The sequence below is a fragment of the Burkholderia sp. LAS2 genome (assembly GCF_018417615.1).
GTDB lineage: Bacteria > Pseudomonadota > Gammaproteobacteria > Burkholderiales > Burkholderiaceae > Burkholderia > Burkholderia sola.
This window is the reverse complement of record NZ_CP071052.1, coordinates 2,807,622-2,826,557: the sequence shown is the minus strand read 5'-3', so window position 1 is coordinate 2,826,557 and position 18,936 is coordinate 2,807,622. Positions and strand designations below refer to the sequence as shown.

The following is an 18,936-nucleotide window of genomic DNA, read 5'->3' as shown; positions in this document are numbered from 1 at the left end:
TTCTGCCCGGTGAGGCGCGACAAGCACGCAGATGGTTCTGAAGAATCTGATCAAGGCGAAAACGGGGCAGCCCGAACGACTGACGGACGACGAGCGGCTCGCACGCTCGGGTCTGCTGGCGGGGCTCGAAGCGCTGCCGACGGTCGTGATCGTGCTCGACCGCAAGACGCTGCGGGTCGCGTTCGCGAACCCGTCCGCGGAGGCAATGCTCGACATCTCGCGGCGGCAGCTCGCGCAGCGGCCGTGGGGCGAGATTTTCCCGAACGCGAACGAGCTCGCGTCGACGATCACCGCGATCGGCCAGGAACGCTTTCACGCGACGCACCTCGATACCGTGCTCGACCGGCCCGGCCGCGAACCGCTGCACGTGCATGCGATCGTCGGCTTCCTCGAGAACGCGCCCGATTTCGTGCTCGTCGAGCTGTTCGAGAACGAACGGCAGTCGCGCACCGATCGGGAAGAGCGCATCCACGACCTGACCGCGGTCAACAAGCAACTGATCCGCAATCTCGCGCACGAGATCAAGAATCCGCTCGGCGGCATTCGCGGCGCAGCCCAGCTGCTCGAATTCGAGCTGGGCGAGCGCGAGCGCGGCGAATTGCGCGAATACACGCAGGTGATCATCAAGGAGTCCGACCGCCTGCAGACGCTCGTCGACCGGTTGCTGGAGCCGCACCGGCATCCGCACATCGTCGGCGACGTGAACATCCATGAAGTGTGCGAACGCGTACGCGCGGTGATGCTCGCGGAATTCCCGCGCGGGCTCACGATCGAGCGCGATTACGACGTGAGCGTGCCGGACCTGCGCGGCGACAAGGAGCAGTTGATCCAGGCGCTGCTGAACATCGTGCGCAACGCCGCGCAGGCGCTGCGCGAACGGATCGCGCAGGGCGACGCGAAGATCGAGCTGCGCACGCGCATCGCGCGCAAGATCACGATCGCGAAGCGCCTGTACAAGCTGGCACTGGACTTGCACGTGGTCGATAACGGGCCCGGCATTCCGGAGGAGATCCGCGACCGGATCTTCTACCCGCTCGTGTCCGGACGCGACGACGGCAGCGGCCTCGGCCTCACGCTCGCGCAGACGTTTGTCCAGCAGCACGACGGGATGATCGAGGTCGAAAGCCGGCCCGGACGTACCGAATTTCAGATTCTGCTGCCGCTCGACCATTGAGCGGCGGCATTGCGATTCACCCATACCTGACCGACCTATGAAGCCGATCTGGATAGTAGACGACGACCAATCGATCCGCTGGGTGCTTGAAAAGGCACTCGCCCGGGACAGCTTCGCGACGAAGAGCTTCGCGAACGTGCGCGACGCGCTGGCCGCGCTCGACCACGAGACGCCGCAGGTGCTCGTGTCCGACATCCGGATGCCGGGCGGCTCGGGCCTCGAATTGCTGCAGGCGATGCACGAGCGGCTGCCGGGCCTGCCCGTCATCATCATGACGGCGTTCTCCGATCTCGACAGCGCCGTCGCCGCGTTCCAGGGCGGCGCGTTCGAATATCTCGCGAAGCCGTTCGACGTCGACAAGGCGGTCGAGCTGATCCGTCGCGCGGTGGAAGAAAGCCTGCGCGGCGGCGCGCCGCAGGACGAGCGCGTGGCCGAGGCGCCCGAGATGCTCGGCCAGGCGCCCGCAATGCAGGACATGTTCCGCGCGATCGGGCGGCTGTCGCATTCGGCCGCGACCGTGCTGATCACCGGCGAGTCGGGCACCGGCAAGGAGCTCGTCGCGCGGGCGCTGCACCGTCACAGCCCGCGCGCGAACGGGCCGTTCATCGCGCTGAACACGGCGGCGATTCCGAAGGATCTGCTCGAATCCGAACTGTTCGGCCATGAGCGCGGCGCGTTCACCGGCGCGCAGACGACGCGGCAGGGCCGCTTCGAGCAGGCCGAGAACGGCACGCTGTTCCTCGATGAAATCGGCGACATGCCGTTCGACCTGCAGACGCGCCTGTTGCGCGTGCTGTCGGACGGGCAGTTCTATCGCGTAGGCGGTCATAACCCGCTGCGCGCGAACGTACGCGTGATCGCGGCGACGCACCAGAATCTCGAGTCGCGCGTGCGGCAGGGGCTGTTCCGCGAGGACCTTTACCACCGGCTCAACGTGATCCGGCTGCGTCTGCCGCCGCTGCGCGAACGCAGCGAGGACATCGCGCTGCTCACGCGCCACTTCCTGCAGAAGAGCGCGCGCGATCTCGGCGTCGAGCCGAAGCGCGTGTCCGACGACGCGCTCGCGTACCTGACGTCGCTGCCGTTTCCCGGCAACGTGCGGCAGCTCGAGAATCTCGCGAACTGGCTGACCGTGATGGCGCCCGCGCAGACGGTCGAGATCAAGGACCTGCCGCCCGACCTCGTGCCGGCCGGTGCGCCGGTCGTCGCGACGGGCGACGGCGCGGACGTGCACGGCAGCGGTAGCCACGCGACGGCGGCGCCTGCCGCGATCGGTGCAGCGCCGACGGCCGCGCCGGTCGCGAGCGCGGCGAACGGCAGCGCGCCGACCGGCTACCCGCTGTGGGAGCACGGGCTGCGCACTGAAGTCGCGCGGCTGTTGCGCGAGAACTCGGCCGACGTGATGGACGAACTCGCACGCCGCTTCGAGGCGGCCGTGATCCGCGAGGCGCTCGACTTCACGCGCGGCCGCAAGGTCGAAGCCGCGGAGCGGCTCGGCATCGGCCGCAACACGATCACGCGCAAGATCCAGGAACTCCATCTGGAGCCCTGACCGAGCACGATTCGCGGCATGCGCGGGCCCGCGCATGCCGCGATCGGACATAATCGCGGTTTGCACGCCGTTTGCCATCCCGCCGATCCTCCATGTCCGACTCCTTCCGCTGGCCCGCCGGGGCCGACCCGTTCCGTTTCCTCGAAGCACTCGACAGCAAGCGCGCCCGCACGTGGGTCGACGAGCAGAATGCGCGCACGCGCGCCGCGCTGCGCGACGACGATGAATATCGTGCGTTGACCGCGCGTCTCGCGAAAGCGTATCTGCCGCGCGAACGCCCGGTGATTCCGACCCGCTGGCGCGACTGGGCATACGACCTGTGGCAGGACGATCTCCATCCAAAGGGACTGTGGCGCCGCACGCGCTGGGCCGACTGGCGGGCCGGCCAGCCGGCGTGGGAAACGCTGCTCGACGTCGACGCGCTCGGCGCCGAAGAGGGCGAATCGTGGGTGTTCGAGCAGGACGCGATCCTGTATCCGGACGGCGATCGCGTGCTGCTGTCGCTGTCGCCGGGCGGCGCCGACGCGGTCGTCGTGCGCGAATTCGATCTCGTCGAGCGGCGGTTCGTCGACGGCGGGTTCACGATCGACGCGCCGGGCCATCACACGGTCGGCTGGATCGACCGCGACACCGTGTACGTGAGCTGGGATCGCGGCGAAGCGCATGCGACCGCGGCCGGTTATCCGTATGAAGCGCGGCGCTGGGTACGCGGCACCGCGCTCGCCGATGCGCCCGTCGTGTTCAGCGGCGAGCCGGACGACATCAGCGCCGGCGCATGGTACGACCCGATCGACCGCCGCCACGTCGCGTGGCGCAGCGTCGACTTCTTCGACGCGCACGCGTACCGGCTGACCGACGCAGGCGAATGGGCGCGCTACGACGTGCCGACGCATGTCGAGGTCGGGTTCTGGGAAGGCTGGCTCGTGCTGGAGCCGCGCCTCGACTGGGACTGCAACGGCGTGCGCCACGCGGGCGGCTCGCTGCTCGCGATCCGCGAGCAGGCGTTCCTCGCCGGTGCGCGCGAATTCACGACGTTGTTCGCGCCGCGCCCGACGACGTCCGCCTGTACGTGGACGCACACGCGCACGATGCTGATCGCGAGCTGGCTCGACGACGTGCACAACCGCACGATGCTGTGGCAGCCGAAGCATGCAGAAGACGGGTCATGGACGTGGGACGCGCGGCCGTTCGACTGGCCGGGCGACGCGCAGATCGACGTCGAACCCGTCGAGTCGACGCTGAACGACGAGGTGTACGTCGACGTCGACACCTATCTCGATCCGCCCGAATGCTGGCTGGCCGATCTTGCCGATCGCGCGGACGATGCGCCGTCGCGCCGCGTGCTGCTCGACCGGCCGCCGGTGCAGTTCGATGCGGCCGGGCTCGTCGTCCGCCGCGCGAGCGCGCGTTCGCGCGACGGCACGGTGGTGCCGTACACGTTGATCGGTCCGCGCGATGCCCTCGATGCACCGGAAGGCAGGGCGCGTGTCGCGCGGCCGTGCCTGCTGTCAGGCTACGGCGGCTTCGCGATTCCGAACCTGCCGGGCTACAGCGATGCGTTCGGCATCGGCTGGCTCGAACGCGGCGGCGTGATGGCGTTCGCGCACATCCGGGGCGGCGGCGAATTCGGGCCGCGCTGGCATGTCGACGCGCAGCGCGAACACCGGCAGCGTTCGTTCGACGATTTCCTCGCGGTCGCCGAGGATCTCGTCGCGACCGGCGTGACGCACGCCGCGCAGCTCGGGATCGAGGGCGGCAGCAACGGCGGGCTGCTGGTCGCCGCGTGCATGATGCAACGTCCGGAACTGTTCGGCGCAGTGCTGTGCCGCGTGCCGCTGCTCGACATGCAGCGCTATCCGAAGCTGCACGCGGGCGCCGCATGGCTCGACGAATACGGCGACCCGGACGATCCGCGCGAAGGCGCGGCGCTGGCCGCGTATTCGCCATATCACCGCGTGCGCGAAGGCGTCGCATATCCGCCGTTGTTGCTGACGACGTCGACGCGCGACGACCGCGTGCATCCCGCGCATGCGCGCAAGATGGCCGCACGCATGCAGGCGCTCGGTCACGAACGGGTGTGGTACTGGGAGAACACCGACGGCGGCCACGGCAGCGCCGACGATCTCGAACGCGCGGAAGCCGACGCAGCCGAATTCGGCTTTCTGTGGGCCCATCTCGGGCCGGCGCCCGCGCGGCGCTGATCGCGCGCGGGCGGCCTGGGGCCTGTTATCGGCGTGAACAGGCCCTGAACGATCAGCCGACGACCGCGACGACCGGCGTGTGGTCGGACGGCTGTTCCCACGTGCGCGGCACGCGATCGACCTCGCACGACGCGCAGGTCGCCGCGAGCGCCGGCGACAGCAGGATGTGATCGATGCGCAGCCCCGCGTTGCGGCGGAACGCCATCATCCGGTAGTCCCACCACGTGAAGGTTTTCTCGGGCTGTTCGAAGCGACGGAACGCATCGACGAAGCCGAGTTCGATCAACTGCGTGAAATGCGCGCGCTCCTGCGGCGACACGAGATTCTGGCCTTCCCATTTCGCGGGATCGTGCACGTCGCGGTCTTCCGGCGCGATGTTGTAGTCGCCGAGCAGCGCGAGCTTCGGGTAGCGCTGCAGCTCGGTGCGCAGCCACGCCTGCAGCGCGTCGAGCCACTGCATCTTGTAGACGAACTTGTCGGAGTCGAGCGCCTGGCCGTTCGGAAAATACGCGGACACGATGCGCACGCCGTCGACCGTCGCGGCGATCACGCGCTGCTGCGAATCCTCGAAGCCGGGGATGTTGCGCACGACGTCCGATTCGTCGACGGCGAGCGTGTCGCGCACGAGGATCGCGACGCCGTTGTAGGTCTTCTGGCCGGTGAACCAACTGCGGTAGCCGGCCGCCTCGAGATCGGCGCGCGGGAATTTCTCGTCCGGCAGCTTCAGTTCCTGCAGGCACAGTACGTCGGCGCCGCTTTGCGCGAGCCAGTCGAGCACGTGCTGTTTGCGGACGTTGAGCGAGTTGACGTTCCAGGTGGCGATTTTCATGAACGGGGGGTGCATGCGGCGTGAATGCGAAGGCCGCCATCTTACCGCGAGCATGGGGTGCGAACGCGTGCGTCATGCGGGCTCGCGCATGTGTCACGCATCGCCGCTTGGGCAACGGAAGCAGAAATTGTGACAAAAGTATTGACGTGAGTACTTCCTCACCCTATAATTTATTTCTCTGACGCGGGGTGGAGCAGTCTGGCAGCTCGTCGGGCTCATAACCCGAAGGTCACAGGTTCAAATCCTGTCCCCGCAACCAAGCACACCAGGCGATGTGCCGCGCAATTGACCGATGCGCACTTCGTCTACGAAAAACCCGGCTCCGTGCCGGGTTTTTTGTTTTTCGCGTCCGTCTTCGTTATTTCGGTGCGCCCGGGCTCCCGGGCAAGAAGCCGTTCTCGAGCAGATAGGTGGTCGTGTTGACCAGCGTGGCCCGCGCGTTCGGCGTGCCCGACAGCGCCGCGCACTTGTCCTGGCCCGTATTCAGCCGGATCGACCGTTCGGTCGTCGGGTAGTCGACGTCCTTCAGATAGAAATGCGGCAGCGACGTCATGTAGCGCGCATACGGCACGCATGGCCGCTGCATCGGGTCCCTCGACGCGGCGTTGAACGGAAAGTACTCGTCGAACAGATAAGCCGAACTCGACAGGCCGCCCCAGTCGGCCGGCAGGGCAATGCTGCCGGTCGGCGTCGTCGCGCCGGTGGCGACGTCGGTGATGAAGCCGTCGACGGTCGAGCGCCCGTCGCTGCGATTACCCTGCGTCACGGTGACCTGCAACCGGTAGGCGTGGCCCGTTTTCCACGGGTAGGCGATCGAGCACGAGGTGCCGGAGCCGCCGTCGGCGCCGCCGCGGCAATTCGCCGACAGCGGCGTCGTGCCGGTGCCGAACGCGCTGAAGATCACCACGTTGCTGCTTTGCGTGCGTGGCTGGATACCGGTGTAGATCGCGTGGCCGCCATGTTGCGACGACAACTGGTTGGCCCAGTAGTAACTCGCGTTGACCTGGGTCGGCACGACCTCGGGCGTGATCTCCCACGTCATGCGATCGAAGCCGTCCCGGGGCGTCGAGGCCACCGATGCGGTGATGTTGGGGTCGGCGTGCGCACTGAGCGTGGCCGACACGGCGAGCAGCGCGCCGATTGCGGTGCTGAGTTTTTTCATGTTCCTGTTTCCCGTTGGTGAAAAAGAGAGCGCGACGCGCAGCGTCGTTTGCGGCGCCGCTGCGCGTGTACCAATTTGCAGTCACTTTATTACCAATGAATAACCAGTGCGTCGGCGCGCCCGCGTGAAGCGGGGTGGGTGCTTCGCGGGCCGTGCGCGCCGGGCCCGTATGACGGGCGAGAGCACGGAGTCGGGCGCGCGGCGACGCGCCCGCCGGGAGAGTGAATCCCGCCGCACGGAACAATGCGGCGATACCTTCAGGCGGCGATTGTCGTTCAGCGCCGGCGTGCGTCGTTCAGCGCGCCGCCCACTCGACGGCCGCCTTCGCATGCAGCGCGGTCGTATCGAATACCGGCAGCGGCGAATCGTCCGCGCCGATCAGCAGCGTAATTTCCGTGCAGCCGAGGATCACGGCCTGCGCGCCGCGTTTTGCCAGTTCGTCGATGACCGACACGTACGTCACGCGCGATTCCGCCGAGATCACACCGTGGCACAGCTCGTCGTAGATGATCCGGTGCACGTCGTCGCGCCCGCGTTCGTCCGGCGTCAGCACGTCGAGCCCGAATTTCTCGCGCAACCGCTCCGCATAGAACGGCAGCTCCATCGTGTAGCGCGTGCCGAGCAGGGCGACGCGCTCGACGCCCGCATCGCGCAGCGCGCTGCCGGTCGGGTCGGCGATGTGCAGGAACGGCAGCGTCACCGCGGCTTCGATCGCGTCGTGCACGCGATGCATCGTATTGGTCGTCAGGACGACGAGATCGGCGCCGGCCGCTTCGAGCTGCCGCGCGGCGTCGGCCATCCGTTCGCCGAGCGCCGCCCAGTCGTGCGTGCGCTGCAGCGCTTCGATCTCGGCGAAGTCGACCGTGACCAGCACGCTCTTCGCGTTGTGATGGCCGCCGTGCAATGCCTTCGAGTGCCGGTTGATCATCCGGTAGTACTCGGCCGACGATTCCCAGCTCATGCCGCCGATCAGTCCGATCGTCTTCATCTGACACCCCTGCGTTTCGTGTATCGCGGCAGACGAGTATAGGCGCCGCTGCGCGTGCCCGGCCGGTACGATCCGTGCAAACCGGGCCGGTACGGCGCAGCCGGGTGTGGGTGGCCGGCGGCGGGCGACCGACTCGGGTCATACGCGGCAGTTGAAACCGGCACTGTGTTTTTGTACAGTATCGGCACCGTGAGCCCGACCACCATCCCGCCTGCCGATCCGCCCGCGCCGCCGCCCGGCGACGCGCCACCGCGCATGCGCAAGATCATCCACTGCGATTGCGACTGCTTCTACGCGTCGGTCGAGATGCGCGACGACCCGTCGCTGCGCAACCGGCCGCTCGCGGTCGGCGGCCGGCCCGACCAGCGCGGCGTGATCGCGACCTGCAACTACGAGGCGCGGCGCTACGGCGTGCATTCGGCGATGTCGTCGGCGCTGGCGATGCGCAAGTGCCCGGACCTGCTGATCCTGCCGTCCGCGATGGACAAGTATCGCGCGGCGTCGCGGCAGATCATGGCGATCTATCGCGACTACACGCCGGACGTCGAGCCGCTGTCGCTCGACGAGGCGTACCTCGATGTCAGCGGGTCGGAGCGTTGCCAGGGCAGCGCGACGCTGATCGCGCGCGAGATCCGCGAGCGGGTGTGCGATACGGTCGGCGTGACCGTGTCGGCGGGCGTCGCACCGAACAAGTTCATCGCGAAGATCGCGTCCGACTGGAACAAGCCCGACGGGCTGTTCGTCGTGCGGCCGCACGAGATCGACGCGTTCGTCGCGGCGCTGCCGGTGCGCAAGCTGCACGGGGTCGGCAAGGTGACGGCCACGCGGCTCGACCGGCTCGGCATCCAGACCTGCGCGCAGCTGCGCGACTGGCCGCTGATCGACCTGCACCGCGAGTTCGGCGCGTTCGGGCGGCGGCTGTACGAACTGTCGCGCGGGATCGACGAGCGGCCCGTGCAGGCCGACCAGGAGCGCAAGTCGGTCAGCGTCGAGACGACCTACGTGACCGACCTGACGACGCTCGAGCAATGCGCGGACGAAATCCGACGCCTCGTCGTGCAACTCGACGCGCGGATCGAGCGCGCCGGCGCCGCGCGGTCGATCCGCAAGCTGTACGTGAAGATCCGCTTCGCCGATTTCCAGCGTACGACGGTCGAGTGCGTGGCCGACGCGACGAATGCCGAGACGGCCGTCACGCTGCTCGCGAAGGGGTTGTTGCGGCGCGCGCAGCCGGTGCGGCTGCTCGGCGTCGGCGTGCGTATCGACGAGGACACGGCCGAGCGCCACGGGCAATTCCTGCTGTTCGACGACGAAGCGGGCGACGACACGCCCGCGCCATGAAAAAAGCACCGCCGAAGCGGTGCCTGTCGATGCAGCCGGAACAGCCGGAAGGGCCGGGCGGCGCGCTCAGTGCGCGGACGCGGCCATCCCGTTGTGGCGCAGCAGCGCATCGATCTGCGGTTCGCGGCCGCGGAACGCCTTGAACGACTCCATCGCCGGACGGCTGCCGCCGACCTCGAGGATTTCGCGGCGATAGCGCGTGCCGGTTGCCGCGTCGAGCACGCTGCCGCTGGTGGCGGCCGCTTCCTCGAACGCCGCGTACGCGTCGGCCGACAGCACCTCGGCCCACTTGTAGCTGTAGTAGCCGGCCGCGTAGCCGCCCGCGAAGATATGGCTGAACGTGTTCGGCCAGCGCGAGAACGCCGCCTGCGGGATCACGTGATAGCGCTCGTTGATCTCGCGCGCGAACGCGGTCACGCCGGTGGCGCCGGCCGGGTCGAAATCGACGTGCAGCAGCATGTCGAACATCGAGAACACGATCTGGCGCAGCGTACCGAGCCCGCTCTGGAAGTTCTTCGCGGCGATCATCTTGTCGAACAGCGCGCGCGGCAGCGCGGCGCCCGTATCGACATGCGACGACATCGACGACAGCACGTCCCATTCCCAGCAGAAGTTCTCCATGAACTGCGACGGCAGTTCGACCGCATCCCATTCGACGCCGTTGATGCCCGACACGCCGAGCTCGTCGACGCGCGTGAGCATGTGGTGCAACCCGTGGCCGAATTCATGGAACAGCGTGATGACCTCGTCGTGCGTGAAGCACGCGGGCTTGCCGCCGACCGGCGCGGAGAAGTTGCAGGTCAGGTACGCGACGGGCGTCTGCACGTCGCTGCCGCGCTTCGCGCGCGAACGCGCGTCGTCCATCCACGCGCCGCCGCGCTTGCCTTCGCGCGCGTACAGGTCGAGATAGAACTGCGCGACGAGCGAGCCGTCGCGGTTCTCGACGCGGAAGAAGCGCACGTCCTTGTGCCATACCGGCGCGTCGTCCGGCTTGATCTGCACGCCGAACAGCGTTTCGGTGACGGTGAAGAGGCCCTTCAGCGCGGCCGGCTCCGGGAAGTACTGCTTGACCTCGTTTTCCGAGAACGCATAGCGCTGCTGGCGAAGCTTTTCGGCCGCGTACGCGACGTCCCACGGCGCGAGTTCGGTCAGGCCGAGCGCATTCGCGGCGAACGTGCGCAGTTCGTCCCAGTCCTTGTCCGCGTGCGGGCGGGCGCGCGTCGCGAGATCCTCGAGGAACGCGATCACCTGCTGCGGCGATTCGGCCATTTTCGGCGCGAGCGACACTTCGGCGAAGTTGCGGTAGCCGAGCATCTGCGCCTCTTCGCGGCGCAGCTTCAGCGCGTCGGCGACGATCGCCGTGTTGTCCCATTCGGCCTTGCCGTCGCCGTACTGCGGGCCGAGCTCCGACGCGCGCGTCGCATACGCGCGGTAGAGCGTCTCGCGCAGCGCGCGGTTGTCCGCGTACTGCAGCACCGGGAAGTACGACGGGAAATGCAGCGTGAATTTCCAGCCTTCCTTGCCGTCCTTCTGCGCGGCTTCGCGGGCGGCCTCGATCGCGTCGCCGGGCAGGCCGGCCAGCTCGGCTTCGTCCTTCGCGAAGTACGCGTACGCATTGGTCGCGTCGAGCACGTGATCGGAGAACGCCTTCGACAGCGCGGCCTGCTGTTCCTGCAATTCCGCGAAGCGCGGCTTCTGGTCCTCGGGCAGCTCGGCGCCCGACAGGCGGAAGTCGCGCAGCGCATTGTCGAGGATCTTCTTGCGCTCGGCGGACAGCGTCGCGTATTCGGCGCTCGCGGCGATCGCCTTGTACTTTTCGTACAGCGCGAGATTCTGGCCGACGCTCGACCAGAACTCGGTCACGCGCGGCAGGTTTTCACCGTAGGCAGCCCGCAGTTCGGGCGTGTCGGCGACCGCATTCAGGTGGCCGACGATGCCCCATGCGCGGCCGAGCGGCTCCGTGGCTCGCTCGACCGTCTCGACGACGGCGGCCCAGGTCGACGGCGTGTCGCTCGCGCTCGCCGTTTCGACCGCGCGGCTGGCGGCATCGAGCAGCGTATCGAGCGCGGGCGTCACGTGTTCCGGGCGGATCTCGCCGAAACGGGGCAGGCCGGAGAAGTCGAGGAGCGGATTGGTGTTGGCGCTGGCGGACATTAAGACTCCCTGTCTGTTGCCGGATGAACCGGGGTGAAAAGGGTGAGGCGCGACGAAGCGGCGCCCGATACCGACATTATTGGGGCGCATCGTGCGCTTTCCAATCGTTAGTTTCTAATGACGCGATTGACGCAGGGTCGGATGCGGGCGGCCGGCGAGGTGCGGCCGGAGAGGTGCGGCCGGCGAGATGCGGCCGGCGAGGTGCAGCCGCGCGATGGCGGCTGGCGAGGCGCCGGCGCGCTGAACCGCGCGCCGGCCGGGCAAAGGCAGTGTCAGGCTGCGGAGGCCGCCGCGCGTTCGGCGGATTCGATCGTGTTGATCAGCAGCATCGTGATCGTCATCGGGCCGACGCCGCCCGGCACCGGCGTGATGTAGCCGGCGACTTCCTTCACGCCCGCGAAATCGACGTCGCCGCACAGCTTGCCCGCGTCGTCGCGGTTCATGCCGACGTCGATCACCGTCGCGCCCGGCTTCACCATGTCGGCGGTCAGGATGTTGCGCTTGCCGACCGCCGCGACCACGATGTCGGCCTGGCGCGTATGTGCGGCGAGGTCGCGCGTCTTGCTGTGGCAGATCGTCACGGTCGCGCCGGCGTCGAGCAGCATCATCGCCATCGGCTTGCCGACGATGTTCGAGCGGCCGATCACGACCGCGTTCGCGCCTTGCAGCGCGATGCCGTGCGCTTCGAACATCTTCATCACGCCGTACGGCGTGCACGGGCGGAACAGCGGCTTGCCGGTCATCAGCGCGCCCGCGTTCGCGACGTGAAAGCCGTCGACGTCCTTTTCCGGCGCGATCGCCTCGATCACCTTGTGGCTGTCGATATGCGCGGGCAGCGGCAGCTGGACGAGGATGCCGTGGATCTTCGGGTCGCGGTTCAGCGCGTCGATGCGCGCGAGCAGGTCGGCTTCCGACAGCGTGGCCGGGTACGCATCCTTCAGCGAGAAGAAACCGTTGTCCTCGCACGCCTTGATCTTGTTGCGCACGTAGACTTCGCTCGCCGGGTTCGCGCCGACGAGGATCACCGCGAGACCGGGCTGGTGGCCGCGCGCGGTCAGCGCGGCGGCGCGTTCGGCGGCCTGGGCGCGCAAGGTCTTCGAAAGGGCGTTGCCGTCGATGAGGAGGGCTGTCATGGTGGTGGGTCCTGCCGGGAAGTTGGAATGCGGGCGTACGGCGCCCGAAGCGCCGTAGCAAAGCACGTAATTATACCGTTCGCCTGCTGCCGTCCGACAGCGAATCAACGGGAAGCGTCATGGCCGCGGCGCGCGTGCGCCGGGAGGAACGGCCGCCGCCGCGCGAGTGGGCCGCATCGCGCGGGGCGGCAAACGCCGGTTGCGGGCCGGGCAGCCGGGGCGGGCCGTGCCGCCGCGGCCGGAGCACCCGCTCAGGCCTGTTTCTTCGACAGCGCGAGGCGCAGCAGGTCGGCCACCGTGTTGACGTTGAGCTTTTCCATGATGTTCGCGCGGTGCGCCTCGACCGTCTTGATGCTGATGCCGAGATCGTCGGCGATCTGCTTGTTCAGGCGGCCCGCGATGATCCGTTCGAGCACCTGCTGCTCGCGCGCGGTCAGCTTCGACAGGCGTTCGCTCGCGGCGCGCTGCTCCTGGACGCTCTTGCTTTCGCTTCGGGCCTTGTCGAGCATCCGCTCGACGAGCTTGCGCAGCTCGGCTTCGTCGAACGGTTTCTCGATAAAGTCCATCGCACCCTTTTTCATCGTCGACACGGCCATCGGCACGTCGCCGTGGCCGGTGACGAAGATGATCGGCAGCGCGGCATTGTCGGCGATCAGGCGTTCCTGCAATTCGAGGCCGCTCATGCCCGACATCCGCACGTCGAGGATCAGGCACGCGATCTGGCCGGCCTGCTGCGCCGGCTGGTACGCATCGAGGAACTGCTCGGCGCTCGAGAAGCATTGCACGCGATAGCCGTTCGCCTCCAGCAGCCAGCGCAGCGAGTCCCGTACGGCCTCGTCGTCGTCGACGACAAAGACGGTTTCCTGAGTGGTGGTGACAGGGCTATTCATAGTTCTCCCGTAACGGTATGTGATGCCGATGCCTCGCGCCCCCCTTGGCCGAGATCAGCGGGTTCCCCAATGGGCAGGCTGCAGTGGAACGTCGCGCCGGAAATGCGGCCGTCCGGCTCGACGTTGTTGACCACCCACAGACGCCCCCGATGCGATTCGATGATCGAACGGCAGATGTTCAGCCCCATGCCCATGCCATCGGACTTGGTGCTGTAAAACGGTTCGAACAGGCGCTCGGCGGTCGCTTCGTCGACGCCCGGGCCCTGGTCGATCACACGGATGTCGACGAAGCCCGCATCGATGTCGGCGACGACGCGGATCACGCCGTCCACCGACGCCGGTTTCACGTCGGCCATCGCCTCGGCTGCGTTCTTCATCAGGTTCACGAGCACCTGCTCGATCAACACGGGGTCGACATAAATAATAGGCATTCTTGCGAGGATTTCCGTGACGATCCGGATTCTGCGCTTCCTGGCCTCGATTTCGGCGAGCCCGACCGCGTCGGCGACGATGTCCGCGACCCGCGCCGGCTGGCGCTTCGGCTCGCTGCGCTTCACGAATTCGCGGATCCGCTTGACGATCATCCCCGCGCGCAGCGCCTGCTGCGCGGTCTTCTCCAGCGCCGGCTGCAGCGTCTCGGGCGTGCCGCGGCCGCTCTTGACGAGCGCGAGCGTGCCCGAACAGTAGTTGTTGATCGCGGCGAGCGGCTGATTCAATTCGTGAGCAATCGACGACGCCATTTCGCCCATCGTCATCAATCGGCTCGTGAACTGCAGCTTTTCTTCCTGCTGGTGCGCGAGTTCCTGCGCCTTCTTGCGGGTCGTGATGTCGGTCGCGATCTGCATCTGCGCGAGGTGGCCGTCCACCCACTGGATGTACTGGCGGCGCACCTCGAACCACTTCTGGATGCTCTCGACGTACACCTCCTGCGCGTCCGCCGTGCTGCTTGTCAGCGCGGCGGCCGGCAGGCCCGCGAACGCGTCGACCATGTCGATCGAGTCGGACGACGCCTGCGCGCGGTCGAAGCCGCCGCCCGACAGCTCCAGATGGCCGTCCGGACGGATGCCGAACAGGTGGCGGTAGTAGCGGTTCGCGAACAGCAGCTCGGCTTCGTCGGCGGCGAGCACCGACACCGCGGCGTCGAGGCTTTCGAGCACCGTCGTGAAGCGTTCGTGCGCGGCCGCGAGCTCTTCGCGCGCGCGCTTCGGCTCGGTGATGTCGGTCATCGACGACATCCAGCCGGTCTGGCGGCCCGAACTGTCGATCAGCGGCGACACGTACAGGCGCGCATGGAACAGCGTGCCGTTCTTGCGCCGCACGCGCAGCTCGAAGCCCGAACTCGGCGCCTTGCCGCGCAGCGTCATGTCGAGCTGGCGCTGCATTTCCGGGTACGCGTCGCGCGGCCAATACGGGAACGGCGCGACCTTGCCGACGAGATCGGTCTCGTCCCAGCCCGTCATCCGGCAGAACGCGGGGTTCACGTGCGTGATGCGGCCGTGCATGTCGAGCACGCGCATGCCGATCAGCACCGAGTTTTCCATCGCGCGGCGGAAGAACGCCTCAGCGTACAGCGCCTGCTGCGCCTCGAAGCGCTGGCGCGTGTGCTTCCACAGGCTCCAGAGGCTCCATAGCACGAAGCACGACAGCCCGGCGACGAGCCACACGAGCGTGTTGTTGGTCAGGTTCGTGAGCTGCGGGAACGCGTACACGCGCACCGTCAGCCCTTGGCCGGGCGGGTCGAGCGGGAGATCGTAGTGCGAGTCGCGCGGCAGTCGCGGGCGCGTCGACGTGGACGACAGCTCGCGGTTGTTCGAGTCGGTGATCGAGATCTTGTACTTCGACGACAGCTCCTGCGGAATGTCGTGCTTCAGGATCCCTTCGACCGAGAACACCGCGGCGAGCGAGCCGAGATATTCGCGGTCGCCGCGCATTACCGGCGTCTGCAACGTGATGAAGCCGTTGCCGAACTCGTCGTAGATCAGCGGCGAATACGCCTGGCGGCGCGTGCTGCGCGCCTCGTCGTACGCGCCGCGCACCGCGTCCTGCATCTGCGCGTCGCCGGGCTTCGCGAGCCGTTGGCCGAGCAGCGGTGGATGCACGGCCGGCCAGCGCTGCACGCCCGGCGCCGTGTACCAGTTCAGGTAGAGGATTTCCGGATGCGTCTGCATCACGTCCGCGACCGCCATCTGGAACGCGTTCTGATCGAGGCGGCCGGACGCGAGGTCGCGCGACAGCGCCTGCAGTTGTTCCTGCGCGCCCGTCATCGACAGGCGGATCTGCTGCTGGGCCCACGCGACGTTGCGAAACAGGGTGTCTTCCTGCTGCTGCTGTTCGCGCCGGTTGAGGCTCCACAGGATGAGGCTCATCACGACGAGGAACACCAGGATCGACAGCAGCGGCGTCAGCAAATAGGAATTGGACCACCACGGTCCGTGGTGCCAACGGGACGGCTGCGACTCCGCCGGCGGGCCCGGCGGTCGCGCCGAGCGTGCGAAAAGCCGATCGGTCAACATGGCAGGATTGTAGCGCAGCGCAATACATGGAAAACCGATACCGGATATGTTGAACGGAAACGGTTTTGTTCCGACGAGACGGGCCGCGGAGCCCCGAAATATGGGTGCAGCGCAGCAATATTTCGCATCATGAGAAAAGATCTCACGATTCGAAAATTTTGTTGCGCAGGCCCGTCCACGCTCATTACAATCCGTCGGAGCTTGCCCGCAGCCGGCCGCGCCGCGTCGTCTGCACGAGAGCGATCCTCACATTCCAGGACCCAGGAGACGAGAATGTCCGCTGTACCGAACGAAGTGATGAAGTATGTCGCCGCCGAACGTGACGACGACCCGCAAGAAACCGTCGAGTGGCTGGAGTCGCTCGATGGCGTGATCTCCTCCGTGGGCACCGGCCGCGCGCATTACCTGATCGAAAAGCAGATCGAATTCGCCCGCATGCACGGCGAACACCTGCCGTTCTCCGCCAATACCCCGTACATCAACACGATTCCGCTCGAAGCACAGGCGAAGATTCCGGGCGACCAGGACATCGAGCACCGCATCCGTTCGTACACGCGCTGGAACGCGCTGGCGATGGTGCTGCGCGCGGGCAAGGACACGAACGTCGGCGGCCACATCGCATCGTTCGCGTCGGCCGCGACGCTCTACGACGTCGGCTACAACCATTTCTGGCACGCGGCGTCCGACCAGCATGGCGGCGATCTCGTGTTCGTGCAGGGCCACTCGTCGCCGGGCGTGTACTCGCGCGCGTTCCTGCTCGGCCGCCTGAAGGAAGAGCAGCTCGACAATTTCCGTCAGGAAGTGGACGGCAAGGGCATTTCGTCGTACCCGCACCCGTGGCTGATGCCGGACTTCTGGCAGTTCCCGACCGTGTCGATGGGTCTCGGCCCGATCATGGCGATCTACCAGGCACGCTTCATGAAGTACCTGGAATCGCGCGGCATCGCGAAGACGGAAGGCCGCAAGGTGTGGGCGTTCCTCGGCGACGGCGAGACGGACGAGCCGGAATCGCTCGGCGCGATCGGCATGGCGAGCCGCGAGAAGCTCGACAACCTCGTGTTCGTGATCAACTGCAACCTGCAGCGTCTCGACGGCCCGGTGCGCGGCAACGGCAAGATCATCCAGGAACTCGAATCGGAATTCCGCGGCGCCGGCTGGAACGTGATCAAGGTCATCTGGGGCAGCCGCTGGGATGCGCTGTTCGCGCGCGACAAGTCGGGCGCGCTGATGCGCCGGATGATGGAATGCGTCGACGGCGAATACCAGACGTACAAGTCGGAGTCGGGCGCGTACGTCCGCGAGCACTTCTTCAACACGCCTGAACTGAAGGCGCTCGTCGCCGACTGGTCGGACGACGACATCTGGGCGCTGAACCGTGGCGGTCACGATCCGCACAAGATCTACGCGGCGTTCCACGAAGCGACCAACACGAAGGGCGCGCCGACCGTCATCCTCGCGAAGACCATCAAGGGCTACGGGATGGGCGAGTCGGGCCAGGCGATGAACATCACGCACCAGCAGAAGAAGCTGCCGGTCGAGCAACTGAAGAAGTTCCGTGACCAGTTCCGCCTGCCGATCACCGACGAGCAGATCGCCGACGTGCCGTATCTGAAGTTCGAGGAAGGCTCGAAGGAACTCGAATACATGCGCCAGAAGCGCATGGACCTCGGCGGCTACCTGCCGCACCGCCGCGAGAAGGCGACGTCGCTGCCGGTGCCGGCGCTCGACGCGTTCGAGCCGCTCCTGAAGGGCACGGGCGAAGGCCGCGAGATCTCGACGACGATGGCGTTCGTGCGGATCCTGAACATCCTGCTGAAGGACAAGGCGCTCGGCAAGCGCGTCGTGCCGATCGTCCCGGACGAATCGCGTACGTTCGGCATGGAAGGCCTGTTCCGCCAGATCGGCATCTGGAACCAGGAAGGCCAGAAGTACGTGCCGGAAGATTCCGACCAGCTGATGTTCTACAAGGAATCGCAGACCGGCCAGATCCTGCAGGAAGGCATCAACGAAGCGGGCGGCATGTGCGACTGGATCGCGGCGGCGACGTCGTATTCGACGCACGGCGAGATCATGGTGCCGTTCTACATCTTCTATTCGATGTTCGGCTTCCAGCGCATCGGCGACCTCGCGTGGGCCGCGGGCGACATGCGTTCGCGCGGCTTCCTGCTGGGCGGCACCGCGGGCCGTACGACGCTGAACGGCGAAGGCCTGCAGCACGAAGACGGCCACTCGCTGCTGTGGGCGGCATCGGTGCCGAACTGCGTGAGCTACGACCCGACGTTCGGTTATGAACTCGCGGTGATCGTCCAGGACGGCCTGCGCCGCATGGTGCAGGACCAGGAAGACGTGTACTACTACATCACGGTGATGAACGAGAACTACGAGCACCCGGCGATTCCGCAGGGCGAGCACGTGGCGGCCGACATCATCAAGGGCATGTACGCGTTCAGGAAGGCCGACGCCGACAAGAAGGCGCCGCGCGTCCAGCTGCTCGGCGCGGGCACGATCTTCAACGAAGTGATCGCCGCCGCCGACCTGCTGAAGAACGACTGGGGCGTCGCCGCCGACCTGTGGAGCGTGCCGAGCTTCACCGAACTCGCGCGCGAAGGCCATCAGGTCGAGCGCTGGAACCTGCTCCATCCGACCGAGGAGCGTCGCCTGTCGCACGTGCAGAAGTGCCTGAAGGACACGCAGGGCCCGGTCATCGCTTCGACCGACTACGTCCGTGCGCTGGTCGACCAGATCCGCGGCCAGATCGATCGCCGCTTCGTCGTGCTGGGCACCGACGGCTTCGGTCGTTCGGACACCCGCGAGAAGCTGCGTCACTTCTTCGAAGTCGACCGTCACTGGGTCACCGTCGCCGCGCTCAACGCGCTGGCCGACGAAGGCACGATCGAGCGCAAGGTGGTCGCGGACGCGATCGCCAAGTACAACCTCGATCCGTCCAAGCCCAACCCGATGACCGTTTAACGCACACGCCGTGTGATGCCGCGCGCCGC

The 18,936-nt window shown here is 67.1% G+C and carries 12 protein-coding genes and 1 tRNA gene; 6 read left to right on the top strand and 7 right to left on the bottom strand.

The window, feature by feature from the left end; all coding sequences use genetic code 11:
- The first annotated feature begins 31 nt into the window (after positions 1-31).
- The 3 genes from glnL to JYG37_RS13040 all read left to right on the top strand — a co-directional run bounded on the left by glnL (position 32) and on the right by JYG37_RS13040 (position 4,927).
- Complete coding sequence (glnL, locus tag JYG37_RS13050; protein ID WP_179233407.1) at positions 32-1,174, top strand: nitrogen regulation protein NR(II); 1,143 nt, start codon at positions 32-34, stop codon at positions 1,172-1,174.
- A 37-nt stretch (positions 1,175-1,211) separates the two neighbouring features.
- The gene (gene ntrC, locus JYG37_RS13045; RefSeq protein WP_124631428.1) at positions 1,212-2,726 is read left to right on the top strand and encodes a nitrogen regulation protein NR(I); all 1,515 of its coding nucleotides are present in this window, start codon (positions 1,212-1,214) and stop codon (positions 2,724-2,726) included.
- 92 nt (positions 2,727-2,818) lie between these two features.
- Positions 2,819-4,927, top strand: a complete 2,109-nt coding sequence (locus JYG37_RS13040) for a prolyl oligopeptidase family serine peptidase (RefSeq protein ID WP_213345461.1) — start codon at positions 2,819-2,821, stop codon at positions 4,925-4,927.
- A 52-nt stretch (positions 4,928-4,979) separates the two neighbouring features.
- Here the strand turns inward: JYG37_RS13040 and xth are convergent, their stop codons facing one another.
- Positions 4,980-5,756: an exodeoxyribonuclease III gene (gene xth, locus JYG37_RS13035; protein WP_089488600.1), complete on the bottom strand. Its 777-nt coding sequence runs from the start codon at positions 5,754-5,756 to the stop codon at positions 4,980-4,982.
- A gap of 182 nt (positions 5,757-5,938) precedes the next feature.
- On the opposite strand from xth, the gene JYG37_RS13030 reads away from it, so the two are divergent.
- A tRNA-Met gene (locus JYG37_RS13030) sits at positions 5,939-6,015 on the top strand.
- 99 nt (positions 6,016-6,114) lie between these two features.
- Here JYG37_RS13030 and JYG37_RS13025 read toward each other — a convergent pair.
- Both JYG37_RS13025 and JYG37_RS13020 read right to left on the bottom strand, forming a co-directional pair.
- On the bottom strand, positions 6,115-6,918 hold the full coding sequence (locus JYG37_RS13025) for a DUF3472 domain-containing protein (RefSeq protein ID WP_213345460.1): 804 nt from the start codon (positions 6,916-6,918) through the stop codon (positions 6,115-6,117).
- A 295-nt stretch (positions 6,919-7,213) separates the two neighbouring features.
- Complete coding sequence (locus JYG37_RS13020; RefSeq protein ID WP_213345459.1) at positions 7,214-7,906, bottom strand: aspartate/glutamate racemase family protein; 693 nt, start codon at positions 7,904-7,906, stop codon at positions 7,214-7,216.
- A 165-nt stretch (positions 7,907-8,071) separates the two neighbouring features.
- Between JYG37_RS13020 and dinB the strand changes: the two genes are divergently transcribed.
- Entirely contained in the window at positions 8,072-9,247 is a 1,176-nt protein-coding gene (dinB, locus tag JYG37_RS13015; RefSeq protein ID WP_213345458.1) for a DNA polymerase IV, read from the top strand.
- A gap of 66 nt (positions 9,248-9,313) precedes the next feature.
- On the opposite strand, the gene JYG37_RS13010 is transcribed toward dinB, so the two are convergent.
- From JYG37_RS13010 to fixL, 4 genes are all read right to left on the bottom strand, one after another.
- Positions 9,314-11,401 carry a M3 family metallopeptidase gene (locus tag JYG37_RS13010; protein WP_213345456.1) on the bottom strand — a complete coding sequence of 696 codons (2,088 nt, stop codon included), beginning with the start codon at positions 11,399-11,401 and terminating at the stop codon, positions 9,314-9,316.
- 272 nt (positions 11,402-11,673) lie between these two features.
- Positions 11,674-12,534: a bifunctional methylenetetrahydrofolate dehydrogenase/methenyltetrahydrofolate cyclohydrolase FolD gene (gene folD / locus JYG37_RS13005; protein ID WP_050013014.1), complete on the bottom strand. Its 861-nt coding sequence runs from the start codon at positions 12,532-12,534 to the stop codon at positions 11,674-11,676.
- A gap of 251 nt (positions 12,535-12,785) precedes the next feature.
- Positions 12,786-13,424 (bottom strand): oxygen response regulator transcription factor FixJ, encoded by a 639-nt coding sequence (gene fixJ / locus JYG37_RS13000; protein ID WP_006493245.1) that lies wholly within the window; start codon positions 13,422-13,424, stop codon positions 12,786-12,788.
- Positions 13,421-15,937 carry an oxygen sensor histidine kinase FixL gene (fixL, locus tag JYG37_RS12995; protein ID WP_050013013.1) on the bottom strand — a complete coding sequence of 839 codons (2,517 nt, stop codon included), beginning with the start codon at positions 15,935-15,937 and terminating at the stop codon, positions 13,421-13,423. The genes fixJ and fixL overlap by 4 nt, the downstream gene beginning before the upstream one ends.
- Before the next feature lie 273 nt (positions 15,938-16,210).
- On the opposite strand from fixL, the gene aceE reads away from it, so the two are divergent.
- Positions 16,211-18,907 carry a pyruvate dehydrogenase (acetyl-transferring), homodimeric type gene (aceE, locus tag JYG37_RS12990; RefSeq protein ID WP_050013012.1) on the top strand — a complete coding sequence of 899 codons (2,697 nt, stop codon included), beginning with the start codon at positions 16,211-16,213 and terminating at the stop codon, positions 18,905-18,907.
- Positions 18,908-18,936: the final 29 nt, after the last annotated feature.

What these genes read in the sequence shown, in the direction of transcription:
- glnL (WP_179233407.1), top strand. Translation starts at nt 32, where the DNA reads ATGGTTCTGAAGAATCTGATCAAGGCGAAAACGGGGCAGCCCGAACGA.
- ntrC (WP_124631428.1), top strand. Translation starts at nt 1,212, where the DNA reads ATGAAGCCGATCTGGATAGTAGACGACGACCAATCGATCCGCTGGGTG.
- JYG37_RS13040 (WP_213345461.1), top strand. Translation starts at nt 2,819, where the DNA reads ATGTCCGACTCCTTCCGCTGGCCCGCCGGGGCCGACCCGTTCCGTTTC.
- xth (WP_089488600.1), bottom strand. Translation starts at nt 5,756, where the DNA reads ATGAAAATCGCCACCTGGAACGTCAACTCGCTCAACGTCCGCAAACAG.
- JYG37_RS13025 (WP_213345460.1), bottom strand. Translation starts at nt 6,918, where the DNA reads ATGAAAAAACTCAGCACCGCAATCGGCGCGCTGCTCGCCGTGTCGGCC.
- JYG37_RS13020 (WP_213345459.1), bottom strand. Translation starts at nt 7,906, where the DNA reads ATGAAGACGATCGGACTGATCGGCGGCATGAGCTGGGAATCGTCGGCC.
- JYG37_RS13010 (WP_213345456.1), bottom strand. Translation starts at nt 11,401, where the DNA reads ATGTCCGCCAGCGCCAACACCAATCCGCTCCTCGACTTCTCCGGCCTG.
- folD (WP_050013014.1), bottom strand. Translation starts at nt 12,534, where the DNA reads ATGACAGCCCTCCTCATCGACGGCAACGCCCTTTCGAAGACCTTGCGC.
- fixJ (WP_006493245.1), bottom strand. Translation starts at nt 13,424, where the DNA reads ATGAATAGCCCTGTCACCACCACTCAGGAAACCGTCTTTGTCGTCGAC.
- fixL (WP_050013013.1), bottom strand. Translation starts at nt 15,937, where the DNA reads ATGTTGACCGATCGGCTTTTCGCACGCTCGGCGCGACCGCCGGGCCCG.
- aceE (WP_050013012.1), top strand. Translation starts at nt 16,211, where the DNA reads ATGTCCGCTGTACCGAACGAAGTGATGAAGTATGTCGCCGCCGAACGT.